Here is a 25,183-nt window from a genome sequence, read left to right as displayed (position 1 = left end):
CTTACTGCGCCTCCCCTTCCGCCTGGTCTGCCGTGTCGGCCTGCTCCGCCATCATCTCATGGTCCTCCACCACATCGCGGAAGGCATGGAACGCATACACCGTGGCATTTTTAAGGGCCGCCTGGTACGAGGGCGTGGGCCGGTACTCCAATTCCCCGGGACGGTCCTCAAAGGCCAGGAGGTAGCCCGTCTCCACCATGTGCTCAAACACACGCTGGATCAGCTCCACCCAGCTGTGGCCGCCACCGGCGCGCTTGCTGTCGGGGTTCTCCTCGGGAAGCTCACGGAACCTCTTGGCAGCGGTCCTCACCTCAGGGTGGACCAGATCCTCGTCCTCATCCATCTGCGCCTCGGCCTCTGCAAAGCGCCGCAGCACCTCCACCACGTCTTCCACCATGGCGATGCCCAGATCCTCCACCGGCGCGTCCAGATCCGCCTCGGACGGAAAAAACGCCGTGGCCACGGCGCAGTGCACCATGAGCAGCTCGGCCGCCTTCAGCTCGTTTCGGGCCAGGATCTTGCCGTATTCGGTGAGGTTCGCCGCAAAAAAACTCCCGGCGTGCATGGCTGAAACCCGAAGCGCCAGGGCATCCACGTCCAGCATCTGAAGCTCCAGACCGGCGAGGCCGTCATGGACCATCACCTGGAACTGCCCGTCCGCCTGGTAGCGCTGGACCAGCTCCTTGGCCTCGTCCTGGTGGCGGCCCACCAGCTGCTTGCGCCCGTTGCTGTGGGCCAGGCTGAGATAAATCAACCGATTGACCTGATAGATATCGTTTGTTTCCAATGTATATGTCGCCTCCGACATCAAGGGGGTTTTTCGCCTAAGTGGCCACCCCTTGACCCCATAGTGCATGCGGCTCGCTAACGCTCACCGGCTGCGAAAAGGATGATATGGTCAAGGTAGGTTCAAAAAGCATGCCTCCGGCGGCGAGGTGTGCCACCTCGAAAGCAGGTTACGAATGCGCTTTTCCCCTCGTTCCTCGGGAAAAATCACATTCGTCTTTGATTTAAATTGACTTGAATCTACGTTCTAAAACCCATTTGTTAAACTTTTTAGAAGTTTAGCCCCCGGCAGGGCCGCCGGAGGCGTACTTTTTTAATTTGCCTCTGCCCTGCCCATGGAAAGAGGCACCAGGGCCAGGTTGTGGCCGCGGTAGAGGCGCCCGTCGGGGAGCCGGGTGGAAAAGCGGCTTTCGGTGTCTGCCAGGCGGACCTGGACGCGGTTCTTTTCTGCGGTCCGGGGGTCCACGAAGCACTGGAAGACGGTCATGGCGGCGGCAACGGCCATGGGGGTGCCGCTATCGCAGGACCGCTCCATGAGATCGGAGAGGGCCAGAAAGCCCTCTTTGTGGACGGCGTTGCGCATAAAGGCGCCGGCTGAAGCCATGAGGTCGTCGGTGAGTTCCGAGTGGTAGGTCTCCAGATCTTCTCCGTCGATTTCGCAGACGGCCCGCTGTTTCTCCTGGGGGCCGCTCATGCGCTCCAGAAAACGATCCATGGCATCCATAAGGGTGGCCGGATCGAACAGGGAGGGCCGGGTGGGCGGGTCAAAGCGGGCGATGAATTCTCGCCCCACCCTGGCGGCGTCGTGCTCCTCCAGCCTAGCCACCCGCTTGAGCACCTCATCGGGGGAGGGCAGGATGCCGTAGGAGTTCCGCCGGAACAGCTTGTGGCTGTGTTTGTGGTAGTCGTCGGGCAGGCGCTGGAGTTCGCCCACCAGATCCATCTGGCGGGAGTTCAGGTGCCTGAGCTGGCCTGCAAGCTGGTGCAGTTTCTCCTCAAGCTCCGCATCGGAGGCGTCCTGGAGGTAGGCCATGACCAGGGTCTGGAGCCTGCTGCTCTCCTCCTGAATCTGAATCGCCTGGCCCGTGCCTTCATCGGCCATGGCGTTGATCTTTGCAAACTCCACGGCGTGGATGTTCCGGGCGATGGCCCGGCGCACGTTCCGGATGTCCCCGGCCTTGCGGAAGCACTGCTTCTGGTTCTGGTCCGCCACCAAAATGGCGTCGTCCACGTTGCCGCGCTCAATGAACAGCTTGATCCGGAGGTTGCCGATGGCCGTTCCGTCCAGGGCGCTGGTCTCGTGCAGGCCGAAGTAGGCGGCGTACCCTTCGTCGGTGAGGGCAAAGGAGGTGGTCTCTCCGTAACCGGTGTACACGGCCTTGATGAGCCAGAACTTGCGGGTATCGAACCGGCCTTCCTGGCCGTCGTAATACGGGTACTCAAAGGGCAGGTAGCGTCGCTCCCGGTTGGATAGGTGGTCAAAAACGCGGCTGATCACCTCATCGAGTTCCTCGTCGCTGATGTCCACCCCGGCGGCCTGGGCCTGCACCCGGGCCGATGACCGGATGCGCTTGATCACCTCACTTCGGGACGCCCCTACCTGGTATTCGGTCACCTCGGAGATGGTATCTAAAATGGCGAAGGCCAGCCAGCAGAGATCCAGCACCTCCCAGGCCTTTCCACCGGCCTCTCCGAAACGGAACCTTCGAGCCTCCAGCTCATAAATAGGACGCATGACAAGCCCCGAGTGCACCACCCGCGTGACGTCCGACTCCCGGGTTCGCACCGTCCTGGATTCACCTTCGCCCTCAAGGCGCTTTTCCTCTGTTGTCAACGTATCCAACTATTGCACACCTGTGTCTGTCTGATCCGGTCCTCACGCACTCGGCGTTGCCCAGGCACCATGCGACATGCATGCTGCGGCCAACCCCGCGCCAAAAACAAAAAGCCCCTTGATGGGGCCTCTTTTAGGTATCACATTTTCTTGTCAGTGGCACCCTGAAATCGAGGGGTCCCAGGACACAAAAACCCCCTGGGCCGACAAAGGCGCAGAGGGTTTTTCACACCAGCTGAAACACGGCTGTTGCCGGAATCAATCGGCCATAGTATTGTTCTTCGAATCCTTCATATTGCCCCCTCGGTCAAGTGCTTGCCCTTCTCCGGGCCCGGCATATGAATGTCCGTTCACACCGCCACACTTTATCTTCACTGACCGATCTTTTTTGGAGGGCCCCACCCCATGACCCGTCACCTGAATCCCTTTCACAGCCTGACCCACGATGATATCGACGCCTGGATCGAAGGCCCCACCGCAGACAAAGGAAAAAAGCTTCACGAAACCGCATGTGTCGAAGGGATTGCCCTGACCGAAGACGGAGATCTCCTTGCCTGGGTCGAAGATTCGGCTCGCCACGCCGTCATGATCTTTTTCGAGGACCAGACCCTCACCTCGGTCTGTTCGTGCGCCGGGGTAAACGACTGCGAGCACGCTGCCGCAGCCGTGTATGCATACCTTGCCATGATGGCAGGCCAGGAGGAACTGCCCATCGCCACCGAGGACGACGACCGGCTGAGCCTTCTCAACGAGCTCACCGCCGAGCCGTCGGAGATTGAGACCTACCTCCGACAGCTTTCCCGGGAGCAACTCATGGACCTGGTCCTCGACCTGGCCGATGAGCTCCCGGATGTGGTGGACGAGCTCTCCTTTCGAGCCGAGGAGTCCTTTACACGTTGAAGCGAAAGTGGAGGACCTCTCCGTCCTGCACCTCGTACTCCTTGCCTTCCACACGGAGCTTGCCCTTCTCTTTAAGGGTCGCCTCGCTTTTGTACTCGAACAGCTCTTCGCAGTGGTAGACTTCAGCGCGGATAAAACCGCGCTCGAAATCGGAATGGATCACCCCTGCGGCCTGGGGGGCCTTGGCCCCTTTGGGAAAGGTCCAGGCCCTCACCTCTTTTTCACCCGCGGTAAAGTAGGTCTGGAGCCCCAGCATGCTGTAGCCTTCCTGAATAAGGCGATGGAGACCGGACTCCTTGAGACCGGCGTCTTCAAGAAAGGCCTTCCTCTCCTCTTCGTCGTCCATCTCGGAGATCTCTGACTCGAATTTTCCGCAGATCACCACCACACCGGAGCCATCCTTTTCGGCAAACTCCCGAACCTTGGCCACGTAATCGTTCTCTTTGCCAAGGTCATCTTCCCCGACGTTGCAGCAGTAGAGCTGCTTTTTCAGGGTGATGAGGTGAAGGTCGGAGACGAGCTCCACTTCGCGCTCATCCAGTTCCAGGCTCCGCGCAGGCTCGCCCTCTTCCAGGGCCGCCACCAGCTTTGTCAGCACAGGCTCTACGGCCTTGGCCTTGCCGGAGATCTTCTTGTCCTGGGACTTGAGGAGCTTGGGCAGGCCGGTGAGTCGCTTCTGGACCGTTTCGAGGTCAGCAAAGGCCAGCTCGATGCTGATGGTCTCAATATCGCTCACCGGGTTGACTTTTCCATCCACATGGACCACGTCGTCGTCGTCAAAACAGCGCACCACATGGATAATGGCCCCCACCTGACGGATGTGACCGAGGAACTGGTTGCCGAGCCCCTCCCCTTTGGACGCGCCACGGACCAGGCCTGCGATGTCCACAAACTCCACCACCGCCGGAATCACCTTCTGGGGGGGAATCAGCTCCGTGATTCGGTTCATGCGCTCATCAGGCACCGCCACGACGCCCACGTTGGGCTCAATGGTGCAAAAAGGGTAGTTGGCCGCCTCGGCAGGAGCAGAGGTCAGGGCCGAAAAGAGGGTGGATTTACCGACGTTGGGCAGGCCAACAATACCGCAGTTCAATTGCATGGGTCACAAAACTCCTTATAAAATAAAAAGAGAACGCCCGACCATCCGGGCCCTCTCATGCGTTCAATCGTGTGTACCGCGCCAAAGCAATGCCTCCGGCGGCAAGGTGAGCCACCTTGAAAGCTGGTTGCCGCTGCGCTTTCTCCCTCGTTCATAGGGATAAGTCACTGCGGCATTCATGTGTGCCTTGTCTATTTATTTTTTGTTTGAGCCCTTACCGGGACTGCCGCAGGCACGCGATCAAGTCCCGGGGCGTTTCCACGTCCTCGGGGCTGCCCCCCAAATACCGGGCCGCTGTTTTCCAGGCCACATCGGGACTCATCCCGGCGTCACGCATGTCCTTCAAGGCATAGGCTCCCCGGGACTTGGACAGCTTTTCCCCGTCCGCGCCCTGAATCAGGCTGTGATGCAAAAAGGTGCAGCGCCTGAAGTTGTCGGCGTGAAAAAGGTCCGCCAGGTAAAGTTGCGCGGCCGTTGACGGCAGCAGGTCTTCACCCCGGACGATAAAATTGATCTGCCCGGCCTCGTCTTCCAGGAGGCTGGCAAACTGATACGCAGGCTGGTCGTCTTTTCGCCAGAGCAGAAAATCCCCGAATGTGTTCGACAGATCCAGCCCATGGCCGTTCACACGGACCACCGTCCCCTGATCCACCACAACCCGCATGGCGGTTTTATGGGGCACCAGGGCGTGACCGCACTGCCTGCAGGTCCCGGGATAGAGGCCGCTCGGCGCCACCTTTTTAATGGCGCTGCGGGAACACTCGCAGGCAAAGAGCTTTCCGGTCTCTTGGGTCAACCGGCCCAGCTCGCTGCGGTAGACATCGCGCCTCTTTTGAAGGGAAAAAGAGCGGTGAAACTCATCCGGCCCCGTGGGCCCAGTGTCCCAGTCCAGTCCCAGCCACTCCAGGCTCTTGAAAATGTCATTCAGGACCTCGTCCCGGAACCGGATCCCGTCCATGTCGTCGATGCGCAGGTGAAGGGTACCGCCCCTGGCCCGGACCAGGGCCCAGGTCACGAGAAAATTCACCGCATTGCCAAGATGCAGGTATCCGCTGGGAGTCGGCGCTATGCGCGACACCGGTTTTTCTGGTATCCCCGTCTTATCCAAAGGCATCACATCCATATGGCTGAAAAAAGAGTTTCTCCCCTGATTGGACCTGTCAAAGCGCATCTTTTCAAAACGCACCTACATATCACTGTTTTTATTCCATGTCCAATGCCGGATGGAGCGGGTACCGGCAGGGTGCACGTGGGGGCCATAAAATGTTGACGATTTTTCCCTGGCATGACTTTTTCTTTTTACCCTGGTCCACAGTATTTCCGAGCACCGCAGCCGGTACGGCTCTTTATTCCAGGTGATGGAGCGCAACGACTTTAAGGCCGTTAGCCCACCTTTCCCCCAAACGCAAAAAGGCCCGGAAGAGAACTCTTCCGGGCCTTTGTATTTTTTATTGGTAGCGGGAAGCGGATTTGAACCACTGACCTTCGGGTTATGAGCCCGACGAGCTACCAGACTGCTCCATCCCGCATCAACGAGGGGCACATTACCTCCCGGGCCGGGGGATGTCAAGGCATATTGGCAAAAAGATATCCAGATCCGTGAAGGCCAGTGTCAACCCCTGGATTTCATGTATCTAAAAATTCAGCCGGCGCAAATCAAAAGCGTCCCCCAAAAGGCCCCGAAGGAAAAACACACCCATGGAGCCAACAGAGCCCCTCCCTCAAACAGGGCAAACAAGACGCCACCGTCAGCATCCAGGGCTGGTACCAAGTTGGGGGCTCCCGGCGGTCATGATCAGGCCAAGACAAGTTGTACCGACACGCTCCTGAGCCCATTTTTCCCCAAACGCAAAAAAGGCCCGGAAGACGTGTCTTCCGGGCCTTTGTATTTTTTATTGGTAGCGGGAAGCGGATTTGAACCACTGACCTTCGGGTTATGAGCCCGACGAGCTACCAGACTGCTCCATCCCGCATCAACGAAGCGCACACTACATGGCAGCCCGAGGGATGTCAAGGCATATTAGCAAAAAAGATGCCACAACGACAAAAGCCGATACGGTCTCCGAACACATACCCCGGCTCCACGCGTATGGAGCCCCTATGGAGCCATGGCCCTATACGCTTGATTTACCATGCCAAAATACCCCCTTCGACATTCCAAACCTCAGCAAACCCCTTGGCCGCAAGGATGCGAGACGCCAGCCTGCTCCGGTTTCCGCACCGGCAATACACCAGGAGACGTTTCTCCCGGTCCAGCTCTCCGGCCCGGTTCATGATCTGGGAAAGCGGGATATGGATGGAGCCATCAAGGTGGCCCCCGTCGTATTCAGCCTTCTGCCTCACGTCCAGAAGGATCCACCCCTGGCTGCTTTCCATGATTGCCCTGGCCCTTTCCGGCCCAATGGACGCCACCTTTGAAAAAAAGCGCAACCACCTCATCTGAAGATACCCTTTCATCCCCTGCCCCTTTCATTCCATCGTCAATACTGGTATGCCTGTCGGGAAGGAATACACTTATCATCACAGGACCCATACAGACCAATGAATCATCTCACGCAGTGGTTTGACGACTACACCGCAACCTTTCTCACCGGTGTTGAGAAAAACGACCGAAACATCACCCTCAAACGGGACCATACCCAGAGGGTCCGCACCGAAAGCCGTTTCCTTGCAGACGAACTGGGGCTGGACAGCCGGCTGGCACGCCTTGCCGACATCGCAGCCCTTTTCCACGACATCGGTCGCTTTGAGCAGTACCGGCGCTTCCACACCTTTGCGGACGATCACTCCACGGACCATGCCCGGCTCGGCCACGACATCTTAAACGAACAAGAATGCCTCCAGAATCTGCCCCCGGACGATGCGGCTCTCATCAAGCGGGTGGTCCTCTATCACAACCGGGCCTTCCTGCCGGACAACGAATCCGGGGAATGCCTTTTTCTGACCCGCCTCCTGCGCGATGCCGACAAACTGGATATCTGGTTTGTGGTGACCTCGTATTATGCGGAGATGAAGCACAAACGGAACACGACCATAGAACTCGGCCTGCCCGACATCCCCGGCATCTCAGACAAGATCCATGAAAGCCTCATGAACCGCACGGTGGTACTGAAAGAGCACATGCAGAATTTAAATGACTTCAAACTCCTGCAGGTGGGCTGGGTGTTCGACCTCAATTTTGCCCCTGCCATCCAGCGACTGGACGCCATGGGGTACCTGCAGATGATCAAAGGGGCCCTGCCTGACGACCCCCGTATCGATGAGATCTACGACAACATCAGCCGGTATATTCGCGAAAAAATTGGCTAAGGACGGAGAAACGTCTCCGTATCCACACACACCACCCCGATATTTCCGATGTCGAGAATATTGGCCTCGGCAATCTCGGGTGTCCTGGCAGAGGCAGCGTCGGTGACCAGGGTCACCCCGTAGCCCAGGGCCACGGCATCAAATATGGTGGCCCTGACGCAATTGGGGTACTGGGTACCGCACACCACCAGCCTGGTGACACCCAGCCGGCGCAGCATCATGTCCAGCTCGGTCTGCATGAACCCGCTGTAGCGGTTCTTCACCAACCGGTACTCTCCGTCAACGGGCCCCAGCCCCTCAACAATCTCACAGCCCCTGGTACCGGGCACCACAAACCCGCCCACCTGTAAAAAGTACCCCCGCCGATTGGCTTCCACATCGCTGCCGTCTGACCGGTACTCCCGCACCACATGGAACACCGGTGCCCTGGCCTGCCGGAACCAATCCAAAAGCCTCCTGATCTTCGGCACTGTTTCAAGGGCCCCCTCCACACATACCGGAGCCCCGGGGAGCACAAAATCGTTCTGCATGTCGATGACAAGCAAGGCTGCATTTTTTAACACACTAATTCCTTCCCGGGTGACTTTAAAAAGTCAAAATCCGTACTTCGTTTCTGGTCCTCGTTCTTCCTAAAGGGGATTCGCCCACTCATGGCCTATCTGAAGCACTTTAATATCAAACAACAAAACGCCTCCCCCTGCAAGGAAACACATTTCATGATTCCCTTCATCTTCCGATGATCCCGATCCGTTATAGTCTGGACGATATGGTTGCCCTCTCATGTGGATTATTTCAGAATAAAAACCTCCGGCGACCCTCTTTTTGTTGCCGGGACAATCGGGCACCAAATCTTTTCCCCCAATTTTTATAAGCTGGGTTTGAAAAACAGGTCTTAACGATTAAAAATAAGATATTTTTTAGTAAAAACCATTGTTCCCCCAGCAACACAACCCAAAAGTAGATATAAACATGAATAAAAAAGTGTTTTCGATCAATTATGTCCCCTATGTTCCCGAAGGGACTAAATAAATTTTTCAGATATAAAAGAGCTTCCTTGGTTACCCCCAGCTACCTTTTTTTTATGGCTTTAGGGTGTACAAGTGCCAGTGTGTATGTTTTAAATTAGGACCTAAAGGTACTTTTGGAATTATTGGGGGAAGCTAATTTTCCGTAAAATCCAGGTGGTGTGATGCTTAATATGATTCGTAAACGAATCGAATTTTTTTTTATTCTCTTTGCAATTTTTGTTCTTTTCACCTCTTTTTACTTAAGAATAAAAGTTATCAACGAAACGGTAATCAATCGTCCAATTCGTGCAGATGCAAAGGGCTATTATTTTTACGCGATGAACGTTAAGCAATATGGCGTTTATTCGCGTCAAGAGTTTAGCTCTAAAAAGCCAATACCCGATGCCTTGTGCTCTCCTGGCTTCCCGATGTCCATATTGCCTTTTGTGACCTTTCCCCCCTCAATAAAAATGGTGTGGGACATCCAGCGCATGCAGGTCCTATTAGGATGTGCAACGGTTATCCTCGCCTATTTAATTGCACAGCCTTGTATAGGGCGTTGGATGGCATTGCTTGCCGCATTTCTCACCGGTATCTCGCCCCACTTGGTGTCGTGTACAACTTATATTCTTACCGAGACGCTTTTTACATTTTTGATGGTTTTATTCCTTTGGATTTTTATGCAAGGCATCCAGCACCACAAAAACTGGCTGCTGTGCCTTGCCGGGATTACTTTGGGCTTGGCGTCTCTAACTCGCCCTACGCTGCAATATTTTATTTTTGCACTTATCCCACTGGCGTTTGTAAATAAAAGGCGATCGGTTCCCCTGAAACATTTTTTTATAGTGTTTCTTTTCTTTGTCTCCACCATGGCTCCCTGGTTTGTTCGAAATTACCAAGTCACAGGACAACTGTCCGACAGCCGCTTGATGGTGTCGACCCTGCACCACGGAATCTACCCTGATTTTACGTATAATAATGACCCAAAAACAAAAGGCTTCCCCTATCGATTTGATCCCGATATCAACAATATCGCAAAGGATATGGATAGTGTGATCAATGAGATTAAACGTCGATTTGCCAATGAGCCATATCGGCATGCGTATTGGTATTTGATAAAAAAGCCTCTCACTCTCCTGTCTTGGGATATACTGGCCGGTATGGGCGATGTATTTGTTTATCCGGTCATCAAGTCTCCTTACCTTGCTCCTGGGTGGATACGGGGAACCCATCGGGTAATGAAAGCGTTGCATGGAGTAATTTTGACCCTATCCCTTTTGGCTACCGTTGTGGCGTGGGTACCACATGCGCCATTAGCCCGGGGGAAAACCGAGGCATTTGTATGCAGGCTTTTATCTCTTATCATGCTCTATTTTATCGCCCTGCACGTGGTTGGAGCACCATTCCCGCGCTACGGGGTGCCCTTGCGGCCCATTATGTATATTCAGGCCTTAATGATAGCTCAAATGATAGGGATTTTTTGGCTGCAAAAGGGAAAAAAACATAAAGGACAGGGCGATGAGCAAATCGCAGATTCTTAATTGCATATTATGCGTGGTGGGTATCAGCAGCGGTCAGCTGCTTTTCAGAGCGGGAGCCCTCAGGATTAAGGGAAACGGATTCCAAGCGTTTATAGATGCTGTTTTGCAGCCTTATCTGTGGCTGGCCTTTGGTCTTTATGCTGCCACAACCTTGTTGTGGGTTCACGTATTGCGAACCACGGCTTTAAGTTTTGCGTATCCTTGGATGGCCTTGGCCTTTGGCCTAGTCCCCCTGATGGCTTTTATTATTTTTGATGAACCCATTGGGCTAAATCAGATTGCAGGGTTTGTATTGATTATTCTCGGGGTTACTCTGTCGGGGGTGCAATGATTACATGTCTTGTTTTGCCGTGCTATAAAACGAGAGCTCACATTTTGGACCTTCTGGCGAAGGTAGGGCCTGAAGTTAACTGGATAATCCTTGTCGACGATGCGTGCCCCGAAGGGACAGGGGAATACGCTATCTCACACATATCCGATTCACGCCTCATACTTGTCAAACACAACAAAAACAAGGGAGTTGGAGCTGCTGTTGTCAGTGGCTTTCGAAGGGCGATAGAGCTTGATGCGGATTGCATTGTTCGAATCGACAGTGATGGGCAGATGGACCCCGCATTGATCCCTCGGTTTCTCAGCCCATTGAATTGTGGGGTGGCTGATTTTGCGAAGGGGAATCGTTTCTGGAGCCCAGAAACGTTGGCGGGCATGCCGGTGACCCGCTTGATAGGCAATGCAGGCCTTTCGTTTATCAGCAAGGTCTCCACGGGCTATTGGAGTCTGATGGACCCCAATAACGGATTTTTTGCCATCCATGCTGCGGTTGCTCAAAAACTTGACTTAGATAAACTGGAATCTCGTTATTTTTTCGAATCCGACCTGCTTTTCCGGTTGAACACGATTCGAGCAGTGGGTGTCGATATTCCCATGTATGCTGTTTATGAAGGGGAAACAAGTAACCTGAGCCCACTTAACAGTATTTTGGAGTTTTTTTTCAAACATATACGGAACACTATAAAACGGGTTGTCTACAACTACTTTGTACGAAATTTTAATGTTGCTAGCCTCCAAATGATTATCGGAATGATCTTTTTCTGGTTTGGAATTATTTATGGCGGATTCAATTGGGCGTATTTATCGAGCCAAGGGATGTATGCAAGCAGCGGAACCGTAATGCTTGCTGCTCTTCCTGTTTTGCTCGGCTTTCAGTTATTATTGGCGGCTTTGCAACAGGATATCAACTTCGAGCCAAAGATTCCTTTGCATAAATTGATCTGATGTCACTTGGCAGAATTTTTCTACTGTGTCATCGGGATGGCCCCTAAGCCCACCCGTATCCTGGCTATTACAGCCATGTCTTTCAGTTCGCTATTTTAAGATATTTGGGCCCTATGGCATTCATACCCGTCTTTACGGCAAAATTCAGGGCTGCCCGACTGTACCAGATTCGTTTTCCATTTCGGTATTCCCCGTTTACTTCCTATGGCTTTCTTCAGCCCCTCCTGTGCTGAAACGCCTTACGATCCGGACCAAGTTTTTCTCGGATGGGGTGTCACTGCTTTCTCTCAAATAGACTGGGTGGCTGGGCCGGGCGCGGTGGTATGCGGTTTTGCCGGGCAAACAAAAAAACGGGCTGCCCACCTTCGTGCGCAGCCCGCTCTCTATATTTCTGATCGTCAGCCGGACAAGCCGGATGAAACGAACATTAGTCGTTCATCTTGTACTGATCCTTCATGGCATACACCTGCTCGGTCCAGACCTTGTTGAATCTCTCGGGGTTGGCAACAGGGCTCTTCACCATCTTCAGGCAGTAGTCCTTCTGGGCGTCGCTGTTGCTGGGCTTGCCGTGAAGGGTCACGGCATACTTGGCAAAGTCACGGACCATGAAGTCAAAAATCTCCTCAATGAGATCATCCTCCACGTCGTCGAAGAACGGGCTGGCTTCAAGGATGAGCTGGCCGTAGGCAACAAGGGTGAAAATATCGCCCACCGCAAGGAGATAGTCAATGTCGCGGGCCTGATCCTTGTCCGGCGTCGCCTTCATGAGGAATTCCTTGAAGGTGGCGATCTGCTCCTTGAAAACGTTGACGTTGGGAAGATCCACGCTGTCGTAGGCGATGGAATAGTCGTGGAACTGAACCTTGCCGAGGCCTTTGGTGGGGCCCTGGTCAAAGAGGAAGTCATCGTTTGCCGCGTCGGTCCGCATGGGCACCTCGGGGAACTCCCCGGGGTTGAAGAAGTAGTTCTGCATGAACTTGACGATAAGGGCCATGTTCACGTGAACGGTTCCTTCCAGCTTGGGAAGCATGCGGATTTCGTGGGCGACGACTTCAAAGAAGGGTTCTTTTTCAAACCCTTTGGCGGCGATGACATCCCAAAGGAGGTTGGTCACCTCCTCACCCTGGCAGGTAACCTTCATCTTCACCATGGGGTTGAAGAGCAGGTAGCGACGATCGGTTTCGGAGGCACTGCGCATGTAATCCCGGGCACGCTCGGCGAAGAGCTTCATGGCTACGAGACGGGCGTAGGCGTCGGTGAACAGGCGCTTGACGTGGGGAAAATCGGTGACGTATTTACCGTAGACATACCGGTTGGCTGCGTGGTCGATGGCCTCATACATCGCATGGGTACACATGCCGATGGAGCCCCAGCCAAGGTTGAACTTACAGATATTGATGGTATTGAGCATGTTGTCCCAGGCCTTGGCACCCTTCTCCATGATATCCCCTTCGGTGATGGGGTAGTCGTGGAGGGCGTACTCAGAGACGTAATTCTGCTCGTTGACCGTGTTTTTTATCAGTTCGTAATTCTTGTGCTTGGAGTCCACACCAAACCAGACATACTCACCGGTATCGCTCATCTTGGCAAAGGTAGAGACGATGGAAGCTTCGTTGCCGTTTCCGATGTAGTACTTATCACCGTTGGCCTTATACGTTCCGTCACCGTTGGGGGTGAGCATCATGTCGGAGGAGTAGATATCTGCGCCATGCTCTTTTTCAGAAAGGCCGAAGGCAAAGACACCGCCCTCTTCCAGGAGCTTGGCCGTCTTGTGCTTTATCTCTTCATTGGCGCCAAGAAAAATGGGCCCCAGACCGAGCATGCTCACCTGAAAGGTGTACCAGTAGGTAATACCGTAAAAACCGGAAATTTCGGCGAATTCAGAGTTTCGAAAGGTATCCCAGCGGGAATCGTCTGCCCCGTATCCGGTGGGGGTCATGAGGGTGGCCAGCACCTTCTCTTCTTTCATAAACTTGACGAACTCGTAGTTCCAGGCTTTTTCATGCCAATCTTTTTTCAAGGACTTCAAGCCCTTGTTTTCAAGGAACTCGATGGTCTTTGCCATCATATTCCGGGTCTTCTCGTCTGCGTATTTCCGATCGAATTTCTGGGGATTCAGAAGCAACATTGTCTCTCCTCCTTACATCACAGACCCAAGCCTGCAAAAACACCAGGTTATGGAACTGCCCGTCAGATGCCTGCCGAAACAGCCCCTTCTCTCCATAATTTCTGAACCATGAATCATATATTATGATTTCATACCTGCGCTACTAAACAATGTCAAGCTCCGATAACTTTATACACATTCAAGGATATCATTAGCTACTACCAACAATAATGGACTCCCCAATCAGTTCCTACGGATTGTTTTGACCCGTCACCATCCTGTGCTATAGTCGCCAAAATCGGGACACATGTTTTTCATGCCGTCACAACTTTGGAGGCACAGGCCATAGGCCACAAGACAACGCCTCGCAGACAGATTGTCTTGCAGCACCCCCTAAGGTCTGCCCGCTGCAAGGAGACCCCCATACCTGACCCAGGTCGGAGCCGTTCATGAATGATGCCACCCAAACCGGAATGAAACTTCCCCAGCTCGCCAAGCAAAGCGGACTCAGCATCTCCACCCTCTACGAGTACCTGAGAAGCGGAATCCTTCATCCCCCGGTTCGCAGAGGCCCCACCAAGGCCATCTTCAATGAAAGCCACCTTGCGCGCCTTAAAACCATCCGTGGCCTGCGGGAAAAAGAAAAGCTTTCCCTTGCAGACATCAAAACAAGACTCCGCAGCGAAGCCGACAGCACCGAAGAAGACGGGTCCAGCATTCGAAACCAGATCATCGACACGGCCCTTGCCCTCTTCTCCCGAAAGCACTACGACAAAACCAAAATCAGCGACATCACCGACGCCCTGCACATGGGAAACGGCACCTTTTACCGCTACTTCACCTCCAAGGAGGAGCTCTTTCTCCACTGCCTGGAACGCCTCCCGAAGATCATGGTCACACGGGAAACCTGGAATGAAGTGAAACGGGAAACCGACTACATCACCCGGCTCAGGAAACGGGGCAACGCCATGCTCGGCTCCTTTCACAGCTACATCGGCATGCTGAATCACACCAAACTGGTCCTGGGCGGAGACGACAGCCACCTTGCCGAAAAGGCGTCGGAATGCCTGAAGTCTGTGGCCACCCCCTTACGTAAAGACCTGGACCAGGCCATCGCCAAGGGCCAGGTCCGCCCTCTGGACACGGACCTTGCCGCCTACCTTCTCCTTGGCATCAACGAAATCTTCGGCCATCGCCTCCTCATGGATGATCGCTACACCATCGAAGAGGGTTTTGACTTCATCGAAGAGTTCCTCCGGCACGCCCTGGCATCGTCATCGGCCCCCACCCTTCAGCAGAAACCGTTTGCCCTGACCCTTTGCTCCGGCGAAACCATGGTGATCCGATCCCTCTCTTGCAACGGAGCGCCCCACCTCACGGGCTCCGTCGGCGCAGGGACCCTTGAAGTGGCCTTTGAGAGCCTCTCCACCCTCACCCTCACCCACGACAAACAGTGCACCACAGCCCATATCCGAACGGATGCCGGAAAAACCGGAAACCTCTCCGTGGATCCCGACCATGAACTCTCAGGAGCCACCGAATTGGGGGCGTACACCGTTCAAATAAGGAACGTTCGCAGCATAAAAAAAGCGTAAAACCTTATTCAAAGAATCAGGGGTCAGGCAAACAAAACGCCCAAGGGGGAGAACGGCACCACGAAGCGTCCTTCAGGCCATCGGGCGTATGCGGTATGTGTATGGATGCAATAACGGATGCGGGGATACCGGGGTACGAGGCAAACGGACCCCTTACGAATGGGGCACTGTAGAATTGGAGAATCGGGTAATCTGGAGGCGGGTTCCGGCTGCGGCGGTGCCGCCTGAAGACTTGCTACGTAAGCCTTGCCGGACTTTGTTCGGCCCACAATGCGAAAAACCATTGACCCTGTGGATAGATTGAGGAGAGGTGGCCTCGGCAACTGTGTGGGGCGGGTGCGGGTTATAGCCTGGGACCTGTGAGCCACGCCATGGGGGCCGCGCGGCACTTTGGAATTGGAGAAGTCGGTAACCTGGAGGCGGGTTCCGGGCTGAGGCCTGGGCAAACCCATGAGACTGGGGATACGGGGCACCTTAGAGTTGGAATATTCGGTAGCCTGGAGGCGGGGTCCGGCTGCGCCGGTGCCGCCTGAAGGCTTGCGGGGCAAGCCTTGCCGGACTTCGTCCGGCCCAAAACACAAAAAAGCCATTGACCCTGTGGGTCAATGGCTTTTTTGTGTTTTGGAGGCGGCTTCCAGATTCGAACTGGAGAATAACGGCTTTGCAGGCCGTCGCCTTACCACTTGGCCAAGCCGCCGAAATCGGTGGAGCGGGAAACGAGATTTGAACTCGCGACGTCAACCTTGGCAAGGTTGCACTCTACCACTGAGTTATTCCCGCTCAATGCCCGAAGGCGAGGAAGTATTTAACCGGAGAGAGGCCCGATGTCAACAGATAAGATGGAGCCATATGAAAGCCTCACCCCATATATAAAAGGCCCGCGTCAAAATGGGTAACGAGCACGACATGTTGACGCCAGCGACTCGTTTCGGGCATTTCAAATAAAATATGCGCAGGCCCTGCCGAAAGGCCGTCCTGCGCAATCCAGGGCCAGGAACTCACCCCCGGACGAATTGCCGGAAAAGGCGCAAAGTAAAGGGCAGCCCGCCCTAAGACTCAACGCCTTTTGTCAACCGCCTGGCAATTTCCCTGCCCAGGTCTTCGGCCGATTCAAAGGAGAGGGGCTGTTTTTCGAAACTCTTGATCCCCACGGAGTCCACCGTTGCCTCCGGCCCGTAGATCATGGTGATCCCGGATTTCCGGCACTCATCGCCGAACCCGCAGCGCACGCAGGGCACATTGCCCGTGATCTTTACGGCCCCCACAAACTCTATGCCCTCTTCCTGCATGTAGTTGGTGACGGCCTGAATGCCCATGTCGCACACAGGGGGCGCCCCGGGAGCATCGTGCGGCACGGCAGACGTCATCACCACAGCGCCCAGTTTCCCCGCCATGAGATTGTTGCGGTGTCGGAGCGGGTACATGCGCTCAATAAAGGCCTTGGTCCTTGAATCAAGGGTGCTGTAAGGGGTGAATCCCGCAATGACAATGGCATCGCATTCCCTGGCCTTCTGGGCCAGAGCCACGCCGTCGTCCTTGACCACACAGACATTGGTCTTCACACAGCCCAGACACGCCCGGCACGGCTCGACCGTGTAATCCGAAAGCTTTACAAACTCTGTATCAAGACCGGTGGCCGCCAGCAAGGCATGCACAGCGCGGTCGGTGTTGCTGTTTTTAATGGGAGAACCGGAGACACCAAGCACTTTCATGAAAAACCTCCTTCGTTGGGATGACGTGCGCCACACGAACAGACAAAAATCGTTCCCCTTTTGGTTACACGGGTTTCTATCTCCCTGTAAAGAATTATCGACCTTGCACACCAAGAGCTGTTCGGATTCCCCGGCGAACCCTACGGGCTCACGCGTGACCCACGGCATGTGGCGGGGCGCAAGCACACCCGACCTCACATCCGGCCTTTTGTTACGGTGTCATCGATTCCAGCCCGTATTGCCCGCGTGACGACCCAGCAGGACAACCCCACACCCCGTGAAGGCCCAGATCGTAGGGTGCACTCTGTGCACCAAAACGAAAGCCTGTCATCCCCCGAAGGCTTCGGTAAAATCAAAACGTTCCCCCTGTGCCAGGATAGTTGTCGCGTTGAATGGCATAAAAACGGTGCACAGAGTTCACCCTACGGGCTGTCGGCCTTTTGTAAGGTGTTATCAATTCCTGTCCGATTACGGAGGTTCAGACGATGGTGTAAAAAAACTGGTGGCCCAAATGATAATCAAGGCCGTTTTTACAAGGGCAATGGTGCGCAAGCTCACGGGGGGGGGGGGGGTGATGCGTGGCTGCGGGCGTGACGGGATTAAACGGGGGAGGGGGTGCGCTTGCGCACGGAAAAAACGCTTAAAATTGACGAGAGGGAGGCTCATGATTGGGTATCGGTAATCTCAAAACGGACTGTGGCTGCGGCTGCGGGCCTGATTCACCCAACGAGATAGGATCTGCGTAACGTCAAGGTGAGAAAGCGTTGGCAATTTGGAGGCAGGTTCGTGCGGCATACCCAAAAACAAAAGGCCTTGGACCGGCTGAAAAAATCAAGATAGATGGGGAGCCGTGACGCGGAGGCGGGTTCCGGTTGCAGGCTGCGCTTGATTCGCTCAACGAGGTTAGGAGCAGCGTGACGTCAAGAAGAGAAAGCCTCGGTAACCCGAAAGCGGGTTCCGGCTGCGCCGGTGCCGCCTGAAGGCTTGCGGGGTAAGCCTTGCATGACTGTACCATGCCCAAGAGGAAAAAGCCTTGGACCGGCTGGAAAAATCAAGAGAGATAGGGATCCGTGACGCGGAGGCGGAGGCGGAGGCGGAGGCGGAGGCGGAGGCGGAGGCGGGGTCCGGGCTGCGCCTGGTGCCGCCTGAAGGCTTGTGGGGGCAAGCCTTGCCCAAAAAGCAATGACCCAGTGGAATTAGAATAGTGTGGATTCGGCTAATCGGGGGCGGGTTGCCCCTCCGGGGCTGCCGGCTGGCATCTTGCTGCGCAAGCCGCGCCGGACTTCGTCCGGCCCAAAAAGCAAAAAAGCGATTAACCCGGTGGGCCAATCGCTTTTTTTCTTTTTGGAGGCGGCTTCCGGATTCGAACCGGAGAATAACGGCTTTGCAGGCCGTCGCCTTACCACTTGGCCAAGCCGCCGAAATTGTGGAGCGGGAAACGAGATTTGAACTCGCGACGTCAACCTTGGCAAGGTTGCACTCTACCACTGAGTTATTCCCGCTCAGTGCCCGAAGACCTGTGTGTTTTAACCGTTGAGCCGCTTGGTGTCAACGAAAAACTTTACATGGTCAGAAGTTTTCTAAAGCGGAAAAAGTAGTCCGCGCCGGACCAGACGGTAAGGAGAAGTGCGCACCAGAGAAAAAACATCCCGATGGCATGAAAATCGATTCCGAAGTAGCTGAAATGGATCAGGAGCGGAATAATGGCGGCAATCTGAAATCCGGTTTTGTACTTGCCCAGTTTGGAGGCGGAGACGTCTTCGCCCCCCTCCACGATAATGCTGCGAAGCCCGGTAATGGCAAGCTCACGACCGATGATGACGCACACCACCCACCCGGGAATCCACCCGATGGAACTCATCATGATCAGGGAGCACCCCACAAGGAGCTTATCGGCCAGAGGATCCATCACCTTGCCGAAGGTGGACTCAAGGCCCCACTTTCGGGCAAGAAACCCATCCAGGTAATCCGTAATGGATGCGGCGGAAAATATCAGGGCCGCCAGAATTGTCGCCATGCGGCTTCCGGAAAACAACAGAAGGACAACGATCAACGGCACGGAAGCCATGCGTAGGAGTGTCAGGTTGTTGGGGTGCTTGATTGTGTTTCTCATAAATATACTGCCCAAATCCCAATCTACAGGTCGCGCGTAAGGCGATCACCTGTCGGTTCATTCATCCTGCGGCCTGCTGCTTGCAACACCGCGCTTCTCTTTTCATCTTCCGGGAACCCATCGCCTGAAGCGATGGCTCCCCTCTTCCCCCCAAATAGTACAACAATTCAAAAAAAACAGTGATCTTGTATTACGGTGCGTGTGACATCCCCGGTCAATTTCCATGCACCCGCTGCCAGTCCGCCATAAACATCTCAATGCCTTTGTCCGTCAATGGATGGGACGCCAGCTTGGCAAGAACGGCATGGGGAATCGTGGCAATATGTGCCCCCACCAGGGCCGCATCCAGAACATGCATGGGGTTGCGGATACTTGCCACAATAATCTCGACGGGAAACTCGTAATTGATAAATATCTGCCCGATCTGCTCCACCAGGGGCATGCCCTCCTGGGCCAGATCATCAAGACGACCCACAAATGGGCTCACGTAATTGGCCCCGGCCTTAGCAGCCATGAGCGCCTGAAGAGGGGAAAAAACAAGGGTGACATTGGTGCGGATGCCCTCCGCCGACAGGGTACGAACCGCCTTTAAGCCGTCCACGGTCATGGGGATCTTCACCACGATGTTCTCGGCAATCACAGCAAGGCTCCTGGCCTCCTGAACCATGCCGTCGACATCAAGACTGATCACCTCCGCACTGACGGGACCTGCCACAATGGAGGTAATGTCCTTGAGAAGAGCCACGGGCTCTCCCCCTTCCCGGGCCATGAGGGAGGGGTTGGTGGTCACCCCGTCTGCCATCCCCATACTGACTGCATCTCGAATTTCGTCCACATTCGCTGTATCGATGAAGAACTTCATGCTGCCTCCTTTCGAATCCCAATGGGACGTGAGAAGTGGAAAATCAGCTGTGCTTTTTCAGATACGCGTCACGGCACGTTGTCGAACAGAAATTTAAGGTTTCCCCGTTCACCATCCCGGGCACCCCTTCACGCAAAGGAAAATAGACCCCGCACTCCGGGTCCTGGACCATCACATCGTCGGCATGACCCTGCCGCGTCCCGTTTTGACCGCCACCTGCTCCCATGTCTCCGAGCATCTTGTTCTTCAAGTGCCGGTAACCGAAATAGATGATAGCCAGGATAATCAGAACCTTTAACACGGGCTACTCCTTTGAGTATGGAATCACCTCCTGGGATGCATCGTCGATCTCAGAGAGGAGTGTTTGCATTTTTTTGTTTGTATCCGGGTGAATAATCTCAGAATCTATATCACAAAGGGGAGTAAGGACAAAAGCCCTTTTATCCATGCGCGGATGGGGAATGGTCAACACATCGTCGCTGGTGACAAGGTCGTCATACAACAGGATATCGATGTCTATGGGCCTTGGCCCGAAGCGTACGCCCCCGGCATCACGCCCCAGATCCGACTCCACCTGCTTGAGCTGTGCAAGGAGCTCCCGGGGTGAAAGGGAGGTCTCCACACGGGCGGCGCCGTTTAAGAACCACGCCTGATCCGTGTAGTCCACCGGAGAGGTTCGGTACAGGGGAGAGACCGTGACAAGGCGGGCAATGCCGCGCGACTCGATTTCATGAAGCGCCCTGTCAAAATACGCCTTGCGATCCCCCATGTTGGACCCGAGACAAAGAAACACGTCGTGCATCATCGCGCCATTTCCTGTTTGAAGTGACCAAACGGCAGCGCCGCCTTTGCCTGTACGCATAGGCGGCACCACCTGAGGTCATATGCTTGGATAAACCGGGGCATTCAGCTCGTTGGCGAGAGCGCCCCTCTCAGATCCACTTCAACACGTCTGGAGGGTTCACTGACGTAGCCGCCTTCGGCCGTGGCCCTCACCTCAATGAGATAGCGCGTGCCCGGCGACACATCCAGCCTGAAACGACGCTCTCCGGAACCTGCATCCCCGATCTTTTCAAACCGGACGGGGCAGCCCTCGCACACCCCTTCCCCTTCGTTCAGGGTGGAGGAATAAATGCGGTACCCGGTTACCAGGCGCCCCTCGGAAAGGGGCGGATCGGACCAGGTCACGATAATCGCCTCTCCCTGAACCCGGGCGGTGACGCCCGCAGGAGGCGTCAACCCGTCAAACCGGGGAGGCACCGGAGGGGCCTTGCGGCCGCAGGCCGCGCATACCAGAATCAACGCGCACAGCAGACACACCCTGCGCACCCATCCACCTGTCCACCTGTCTCCCCGCATCATGGCTATGAAATCCTTCCGCCGAGATCGGCAATGGCCTGGTCCATGGCTTTGCGCACCCGCGACGGCGCGGTGCCGCCGAAGGAGGTGCGCCTCTCCACCATGGCATCGGTGGTGAGAAAGTCAAAAATATCCGGTTCGATGAGCTCAGAGAACCCCTTCATCTCGTCAGCCGACAGGTCTCCGAGCTCTACGCCCTTGTCCAGAGCGAAAGCCACGGCCTTGCCGGCCACGCTGTGGGCTTCCCGGAAGGGCATGCCCTTGGTGGCAAGGTAATCGGCCAGGTCGGTGGCGTTCAAGAAACCCGTTTCCGTGGAAAGACGGGTGACATCGGCCATCACCTTGATGTTGGGCAGCATGCGGACATAGATGTCAATGACGGCCTTGAGGGTGTCCACCCCGTCGAAGAGGGGCGGCTTGTCTTCCTGCAGGTCCCTGTTGTAGGCCATGGGAAGCCCCTTCACCTGGGTGATGATGGCCATGAGGCTGCCGATGACCCGCCCGGCCTTGCCGCGCACCAGCTCGGGGATATCCGGGTTCTTCTTCTGGGGCATGATGCTGCTGCCCGTGGTGAAGGCATCGGAGATTTCTATGAAATGGTACTCGGAGGCGGACCAGAGGATCAGCTCTTCGGAGAACCTTGAAAAATGCACCATGGCAATGGAGGCCGCCGAGAGAAACTCCATGATGAAGTCGCGGTCGGCCACGGTGTCCATGCTGTTGGCGGAGACCTTGGGAAAATCAAGGAGTTCGGCAACATAGTGGCGATCAATGGGATAAGTGGTCCCGGCCAGGGCCGCCGCCCCCAGAGGCATCACGTTGATGCGGGTCAGGGCGTCTTCGAAGCGCTCCTGATCCCGGGAAAACATCTCGTAGTAGGCCATCATGTGATGGGAAAAAAGAACGGGCTGGGCGCGCTGGAGATGGGTGTACCCCGGCATCACCACCCCGAACTGCTTTTCCGCCAGGGCCACGATGACGCCCCGAAGGGTCTTGAGGCCGTCGATGACCACCCGGGTCTCGTCCCGAAGGTAGAGCCGGGTGTCCAGCGCCACCTGATCGTTTCGGCTTCGGCCTGTGTGGAGCTTTCTGGCGGTGTCCCCGATCTTTTCGGTTAAGGCGGACTCGATGTGCATGTGGATATCTTCCAGGGCATCGTCGTACACGAAGCTGCCGTTTTCAATATCCGCCTTCACTTCAAGGAGCCCTTTTTCCATGAGCTCTGCCTCTTCCTCTTCGATGATGCCCTGCTTGGCCATCATCTTGGAGTGGGCGATGCTCCCCTGAATGTCATGGGCGTAGAGGCGCTTGTCCACGAGGATGGAGGAGGTAAAGGCCTCCACCGCTTTGTCGGTCCCCATGGAGAAACGGCCTGCCCAGAGTTTTGCGCTCATCGGTTTTATTCTCCCCCCAGCTTTCGGCCCGCCATTTTCTGAATACGAAGCCTCAGGGCGTTCAGTCGGATAAAGCCTTCGGCGTCCTTCTGGGTGTAGACCTCGTCCCCTTCGAAGGTGGCAAAGGCCTCACTGTATAGGGTGTCGTCGGACTTGCGACCCAGCACGTAAGAGTTGCCCTTGTAGAGCTTCAGGCGAACCACGCCGTTGACGAACTCCTGGCTCTGGTCGATGGTGTTCTGGAGCATGCGCATCTCAGGGGAGAACCAGAAGCCGTTGTAGATCAGCTCGGCATATTTGGGGATGAGAGAGTCGCGCAGGTGAGCAACCTCGCGGTCCAGGGTGATGGACTCCATGGTCATGTGGGCATGACGCAGGAGGGTTCCTCCCGGGGTCTCGTACACACCGCGGGATTTCATGCCCACGAAACGGTTCTCAACCAGGTCGATGCGGCCGATGCCGTGGCGCCCGCCCAGGGTGTTGAGCTCCTTGAACAGAACCGCAGGGCTCATCTCCACCCCGTTGATGGCCACGGGGTTGCCCTTGCGAAAGGTGATCTCGATCTCTTCCGGGGTGTCCGGGGCGTCTTCGGGACGCACACTCATGGTGTACATCTCATCGGTGGCAGAAGCCCAGGGATCTTCCAGAACGCCGCCTTCATAGCTGATGTGCAGCATGTTGCGGTCGGTGCTGTAGGGTTTTTTAGGCGTCTGGGGCACTTCGATGCCGTGCTTTTTGGCAAACTCCATGAGCACGGTGCGGGAGTTCAGGTCCCAGTCGCGCCAGGGGGCGATGATCTTGATGCCGGGATCGATGGCAAGGTAGCTCAGCTCAAAGCGCACCTGGTCGTTGCCCTTGCCGGTGGCACCGTGGCTGACGGCGTCGGCCCCTTCCATGCGGGCGATCTCCATCTGGCGCTTGGCGATGAGGGGCCGCGCGATGGAGGTGCCGAGGAGGTACTGGCCTTCGTAAATGGCGTTGGCGCGGAAGGCGGGAAAAATGTAATCACGGACGAACTCTTCACGAAGGTCGTCGATGTAGGCTTTCACGGCACCGGTTTTTTTTGCTTTTTCATCGAGGCCGTCCAGCTCCTCTTCCTGACCCAGGTCAGCGGAGAAGGTCACCACTTCACAGTCATAGGTCTCGATGAGCCACTTCAGAATAACAGATGTATCGAGTCCGCCGGAGTAGGCAAGGACCACTTTTTTGATATCAGACACAATAACCCCCTGGGCATTTTTGTTGGCTTCGTACAAAGATCCAGGCACCGATGTCTACTACGTTCAAACGGTGCACGACGTCCCCGCATCTCCCAATGGCGCAGAGGGAAGAACGGTCATGTCTGATCTTCGGGTCTTACGAACGCAACTTACATTTATTAAACTATAACGTATAAAGAGTTCCCCTGAAACAAGACAGAAGGACTCAACTCATTGTACAAAATGGCCATCACGTTAACGGCAATCGCCCGGATGTGACAACTCGCATCCTGCCACAGAGCCCCGCCCCTTATTAACACCACGCAATAAAAGGATGCAACAGGCAAATCCAGGGATAGTGAAGCGATTGCCGGGGTAAAACCACTGGACCCCAGAAGTAGCGAAGCACAGCCCAAAGACTGTGCCCCCCCACCATGGATCCCCGCATGCGCGGGGAAGACGGAAGACAAGGCCTTTTTGGCCCTCCAAGTCGTCATCCCCGGTTCTTCGGCCTGTTTTACAATCCGAAACCCCCTGGCATACGTTCCGCTCCAAAGCAAAGAGAGCCAAATGACCTGGGATCCATAATCGGATCACTCCACCAACACGTCGCTATACAAATCGAATCTCGCCCAAACAATGGTCCCAACATGCGTGGGAAACACAAAAGATAAGGGCGTCGCAAAGCAACCGACACCGTCAAAGAATACTTCCATACAAATCAAGCCACTGAGGATTCATCGCCTCAATAAGAGAAATTTTCCACGCCCGATTCCACTTCTTTAACCTCTTTTCCCGTGTGATGGCACTCTCCATGGTTTCATGCACTTCATACCATACAAGAGCATGAATTTTGTGCCTGGACGTAAAACCATCCACAAAATCCTCTTTGTGCTGCCAGATTCTCTGAACCAGATCGGAGGTTACCCCAATGTACAGGGTCCCATTCTTCCCACTTGCAAGGATGTACACACACGGCGTCATGCCGAGCCCCCTACCCCATCGCCATGCTCGGGGTCACATCACAGAGCAGTTCAAAACGCTTCAACTGTCGCCCTACCAACATGGGTCCCCGCCTTCGCGGGGAAGAC

The 25,183-nt window shown here is 55.3% G+C and carries 22 protein-coding genes and 6 tRNA genes; 6 read left to right on the top strand and 22 right to left on the bottom strand.

Going from position 1 to position 25,183, the window contains the following annotated elements:
• Window position 1: 1 nt before the first annotated feature.
• Both BLQ12_RS21165 and BLQ12_RS21160 read right to left on the bottom strand, forming a co-directional pair.
• The gene (locus BLQ12_RS21165; protein ID WP_139164062.1) at window positions 2-787 is read right to left on the bottom strand and encodes a hypothetical protein; all 786 of its coding nucleotides are present in this window, start codon (window positions 785-787) and stop codon (window positions 2-4) included.
• Window positions 788-1,099: 312 nt separating this feature from the next.
• Window positions 1,100-2,629, bottom strand: a complete 1,530-nt coding sequence (locus BLQ12_RS21160) for a hypothetical protein (RefSeq protein ID WP_092213854.1) — start codon at window positions 2,627-2,629, stop codon at window positions 1,100-1,102.
• A 396-nt stretch (window positions 2,630-3,025) separates the two neighbouring features.
• On the opposite strand from BLQ12_RS21160, the gene BLQ12_RS21155 reads away from it, so the two are divergent.
• Window positions 3,026-3,520: a hypothetical protein gene (locus BLQ12_RS21155; RefSeq protein WP_092213853.1), complete on the top strand. Its 495-nt coding sequence runs from the start codon at window positions 3,026-3,028 to the stop codon at window positions 3,518-3,520.
• On the opposite strand, the gene ychF is transcribed toward BLQ12_RS21155, so the two are convergent.
• From ychF to BLQ12_RS21130, 5 genes are all read right to left on the bottom strand, one after another.
• Window positions 3,510-4,619 (bottom strand): redox-regulated ATPase YchF, encoded by a 1,110-nt coding sequence (gene ychF / locus BLQ12_RS21150; protein WP_092213851.1) that lies wholly within the window; start codon window positions 4,617-4,619, stop codon window positions 3,510-3,512. The genes BLQ12_RS21155 and ychF overlap by 11 nt on opposite strands.
• A gap of 214 nt (window positions 4,620-4,833) precedes the next feature.
• Window positions 4,834-5,733: a glutamate--tRNA ligase family protein gene (locus BLQ12_RS21145; protein ID WP_302846797.1), complete on the bottom strand. Its 900-nt coding sequence runs from the start codon at window positions 5,731-5,733 to the stop codon at window positions 4,834-4,836.
• 338 nt (window positions 5,734-6,071) lie between these two features.
• Window positions 6,072-6,148, bottom strand: a tRNA-Met gene (locus BLQ12_RS21140).
• 367 nt (window positions 6,149-6,515) lie between these two features.
• A tRNA-Met gene (locus BLQ12_RS21135) sits at window positions 6,516-6,592 on the bottom strand.
• Window positions 6,593-6,746: 154 nt separating this feature from the next.
• On the bottom strand, window positions 6,747-6,995 hold the full coding sequence (locus tag BLQ12_RS21130; protein ID WP_175469984.1) for a rhodanese-like domain-containing protein: 249 nt from the start codon (window positions 6,993-6,995) through the stop codon (window positions 6,747-6,749).
• A 165-nt stretch (window positions 6,996-7,160) separates the two neighbouring features.
• On the opposite strand from BLQ12_RS21130, the gene BLQ12_RS21125 reads away from it, so the two are divergent.
• Window positions 7,161-7,928: an HDIG domain-containing metalloprotein gene (locus BLQ12_RS21125; protein WP_092213848.1), complete on the top strand. Its 768-nt coding sequence runs from the start codon at window positions 7,161-7,163 to the stop codon at window positions 7,926-7,928.
• Here BLQ12_RS21125 and BLQ12_RS21120 read toward each other — a convergent pair.
• The gene (locus BLQ12_RS21120; RefSeq protein ID WP_092213847.1) at window positions 7,925-8,491 is read right to left on the bottom strand and encodes a cysteine hydrolase family protein; all 567 of its coding nucleotides are present in this window, start codon (window positions 8,489-8,491) and stop codon (window positions 7,925-7,927) included. The genes BLQ12_RS21125 and BLQ12_RS21120 overlap by 4 nt on opposite strands.
• Window positions 8,492-9,117: 626 nt before the next feature.
• Between BLQ12_RS21120 and BLQ12_RS21115 the strand changes: the two genes are divergently transcribed.
• Genes BLQ12_RS21115 through BLQ12_RS21105 form a run of 3 tightly spaced genes read left to right on the top strand, consistent with a single transcriptional unit; the run spans window position 9,118 to window position 11,751 of the window.
• Window positions 9,118-10,476: an ArnT family glycosyltransferase gene (locus BLQ12_RS21115; RefSeq protein WP_092213846.1), complete on the top strand. Its 1,359-nt coding sequence runs from the start codon at window positions 9,118-9,120 to the stop codon at window positions 10,474-10,476.
• The gene (locus BLQ12_RS21110) at window positions 10,454-10,807 is read left to right on the top strand and encodes a DMT family transporter (RefSeq protein ID WP_092213845.1); all 354 of its coding nucleotides are present in this window, start codon (window positions 10,454-10,456) and stop codon (window positions 10,805-10,807) included. Before BLQ12_RS21115 ends, BLQ12_RS21110 begins: the two co-directional genes overlap by 23 nt.
• Window positions 10,804-11,751 carry a glycosyltransferase family 2 protein gene (locus BLQ12_RS21105; RefSeq protein WP_092213844.1) on the top strand — a complete coding sequence of 316 codons (948 nt, stop codon included), beginning with the start codon at window positions 10,804-10,806 and terminating at the stop codon, window positions 11,749-11,751. Before BLQ12_RS21110 ends, BLQ12_RS21105 begins: the two co-directional genes overlap by 4 nt.
• Before the next feature lie 427 nt (window positions 11,752-12,178).
• On the opposite strand, the gene BLQ12_RS21100 is transcribed toward BLQ12_RS21105, so the two are convergent.
• The gene (locus BLQ12_RS21100; protein ID WP_092213842.1) at window positions 12,179-13,879 is read right to left on the bottom strand and encodes an acyl-CoA dehydrogenase family protein; all 1,701 of its coding nucleotides are present in this window, start codon (window positions 13,877-13,879) and stop codon (window positions 12,179-12,181) included.
• A 428-nt stretch (window positions 13,880-14,307) separates the two neighbouring features.
• On the opposite strand from BLQ12_RS21100, the gene BLQ12_RS21095 reads away from it, so the two are divergent.
• Entirely contained in the window at window positions 14,308-15,453 is a 1,146-nt protein-coding gene (locus tag BLQ12_RS21095) for a TetR family transcriptional regulator (RefSeq protein ID WP_092213840.1), read from the top strand.
• Between the two features lie 622 nt (window positions 15,454-16,075).
• Here BLQ12_RS21095 and BLQ12_RS21090 read toward each other — a convergent pair.
• The 13 genes from BLQ12_RS21090 to BLQ12_RS21025 form a co-directional block, all read right to left on the bottom strand.
• A tRNA-Cys gene (locus tag BLQ12_RS21090) sits at window positions 16,076-16,150 on the bottom strand.
• 8 nt (window positions 16,151-16,158) lie between these two features.
• Window positions 16,159-16,233, bottom strand: a tRNA-Gly gene (locus tag BLQ12_RS21085).
• A gap of 269 nt (window positions 16,234-16,502) precedes the next feature.
• Window positions 16,503-17,165 (bottom strand): flavodoxin family protein, encoded by a 663-nt coding sequence (locus BLQ12_RS21080; protein WP_092213838.1) that lies wholly within the window; start codon window positions 17,163-17,165, stop codon window positions 16,503-16,505.
• A gap of 1,345 nt (window positions 17,166-18,510) precedes the next feature.
• Window positions 18,511-18,585, bottom strand: a tRNA-Cys gene (locus tag BLQ12_RS21075).
• A 7-nt stretch (window positions 18,586-18,592) separates the two neighbouring features.
• Window positions 18,593-18,667: transfer RNA gene (locus BLQ12_RS21070), tRNA-Gly, on the bottom strand.
• Window positions 18,668-18,726: 59 nt separating this feature from the next.
• Window positions 18,727-19,278 carry a CDP-diacylglycerol--glycerol-3-phosphate 3-phosphatidyltransferase gene (pgsA, locus tag BLQ12_RS21065; RefSeq protein WP_092213837.1) on the bottom strand — a complete coding sequence of 184 codons (552 nt, stop codon included), beginning with the start codon at window positions 19,276-19,278 and terminating at the stop codon, window positions 18,727-18,729.
• Between the two features lie 214 nt (window positions 19,279-19,492).
• On the bottom strand, window positions 19,493-20,140 hold the full coding sequence (gene fsa, locus BLQ12_RS21060; RefSeq protein WP_092213835.1) for a fructose-6-phosphate aldolase: 648 nt from the start codon (window positions 20,138-20,140) through the stop codon (window positions 19,493-19,495).
• Window positions 20,141-20,183: 43 nt separating this feature from the next.
• Complete coding sequence (locus BLQ12_RS21055; protein ID WP_092213833.1) at window positions 20,184-20,441, bottom strand: hypothetical protein; 258 nt, start codon at window positions 20,439-20,441, stop codon at window positions 20,184-20,186.
• A 3-nt stretch (window positions 20,442-20,444) separates the two neighbouring features.
• On the bottom strand, window positions 20,445-20,945 hold the full coding sequence (gene folK, locus BLQ12_RS21050; protein WP_152004017.1) for a 2-amino-4-hydroxy-6-hydroxymethyldihydropteridine diphosphokinase: 501 nt from the start codon (window positions 20,943-20,945) through the stop codon (window positions 20,445-20,447).
• 101 nt (window positions 20,946-21,046) lie between these two features.
• A complete protein-coding gene (locus BLQ12_RS21045; protein ID WP_092213829.1) occupies window positions 21,047-21,502 on the bottom strand; it encodes a fibronectin type III domain-containing protein in 456 nt (151 codons plus the stop codon).
• 2 nt (window positions 21,503-21,504) lie between these two features.
• The gene (argH, locus tag BLQ12_RS21040) at window positions 21,505-22,893 is read right to left on the bottom strand and encodes an argininosuccinate lyase (RefSeq protein WP_092213827.1); all 1,389 of its coding nucleotides are present in this window, start codon (window positions 22,891-22,893) and stop codon (window positions 21,505-21,507) included.
• A 5-nt stretch (window positions 22,894-22,898) separates the two neighbouring features.
• Window positions 22,899-24,113: an argininosuccinate synthase gene (locus tag BLQ12_RS21035; RefSeq protein WP_367888796.1), complete on the bottom strand. Its 1,215-nt coding sequence runs from the start codon at window positions 24,111-24,113 to the stop codon at window positions 22,899-22,901.
• A 678-nt stretch (window positions 24,114-24,791) separates the two neighbouring features.
• Window positions 24,792-25,076, bottom strand: a complete 285-nt coding sequence (locus BLQ12_RS21025) for a GIY-YIG nuclease family protein (protein ID WP_092213823.1) — start codon at window positions 25,074-25,076, stop codon at window positions 24,792-24,794.
• Between the last annotated feature and the right edge of the window lie 107 nt (window positions 25,077-25,183).

Source organism: Desulfoluna spongiiphila (assembly GCF_900101345.1).
Taxonomy (GTDB): Bacteria; Desulfobacterota; Desulfobacteria; order Desulfobacterales; family Desulfolunaceae; genus Desulfoluna; species Desulfoluna spongiiphila.
The sequence above is the reverse complement of the archived record's forward strand: the minus strand, read 5'-3'. Positions and strand labels throughout refer to the sequence as shown.

Bases quoted from the DNA above. Each gene is read 5' to 3' on its own strand.
- BLQ12_RS21145 (WP_302846797.1), bottom strand. From the start codon at position 5,733: ATGCCTTTGGATAAGACGGGGATACCAGAAAAACCGGTGTCGCGCATA.
- pgsA (WP_092213837.1), bottom strand. From the start codon at position 19,278: ATGAGAAACACAATCAAGCACCCCAACAACCTGACACTCCTACGCATG.
- fsa (WP_092213835.1), bottom strand. From the start codon at position 20,140: ATGAAGTTCTTCATCGATACAGCGAATGTGGACGAAATTCGAGATGCA.
- BLQ12_RS21130 (WP_175469984.1), bottom strand. From the start codon at position 6,995: ATGGAAAGCAGCCAGGGGTGGATCCTTCTGGACGTGAGGCAGAAGGCT.
- BLQ12_RS21100 (WP_092213842.1), bottom strand. From the start codon at position 13,879: ATGTTGCTTCTGAATCCCCAGAAATTCGATCGGAAATACGCAGACGAG.
- BLQ12_RS21125 (WP_092213848.1), top strand. From the start codon at position 7,161: ATGAATCATCTCACGCAGTGGTTTGACGACTACACCGCAACCTTTCTC.
- folK (WP_152004017.1), bottom strand. From the start codon at position 20,945: ATGATGCACGACGTGTTTCTTTGTCTCGGGTCCAACATGGGGGATCGC.
- argH (WP_092213827.1), bottom strand. From the start codon at position 22,893: ATGAGCGCAAAACTCTGGGCAGGCCGTTTCTCCATGGGGACCGACAAA.
- BLQ12_RS21095 (WP_092213840.1), top strand. From the start codon at position 14,308: ATGAATGATGCCACCCAAACCGGAATGAAACTTCCCCAGCTCGCCAAG.
- BLQ12_RS21080 (WP_092213838.1), bottom strand. From the start codon at position 17,165: ATGAAAGTGCTTGGTGTCTCCGGTTCTCCCATTAAAAACAGCAACACC.
- BLQ12_RS21115 (WP_092213846.1), top strand. From the start codon at position 9,118: ATGCTTAATATGATTCGTAAACGAATCGAATTTTTTTTTATTCTCTTT.
- BLQ12_RS21110 (WP_092213845.1), top strand. From the start codon at position 10,454: ATGAGCAAATCGCAGATTCTTAATTGCATATTATGCGTGGTGGGTATC.
- BLQ12_RS21105 (WP_092213844.1), top strand. From the start codon at position 10,804: ATGATTACATGTCTTGTTTTGCCGTGCTATAAAACGAGAGCTCACATT.
- ychF (WP_092213851.1), bottom strand. From the start codon at position 4,619: ATGCAATTGAACTGCGGTATTGTTGGCCTGCCCAACGTCGGTAAATCC.
- BLQ12_RS21155 (WP_092213853.1), top strand. From the start codon at position 3,026: ATGACCCGTCACCTGAATCCCTTTCACAGCCTGACCCACGATGATATC.
- BLQ12_RS21025 (WP_092213823.1), bottom strand. From the start codon at position 25,076: ATGACGCCGTGTGTGTACATCCTTGCAAGTGGGAAGAATGGGACCCTG.
- BLQ12_RS21045 (WP_092213829.1), bottom strand. From the start codon at position 21,502: ATGATGCGGGGAGACAGGTGGACAGGTGGATGGGTGCGCAGGGTGTGT.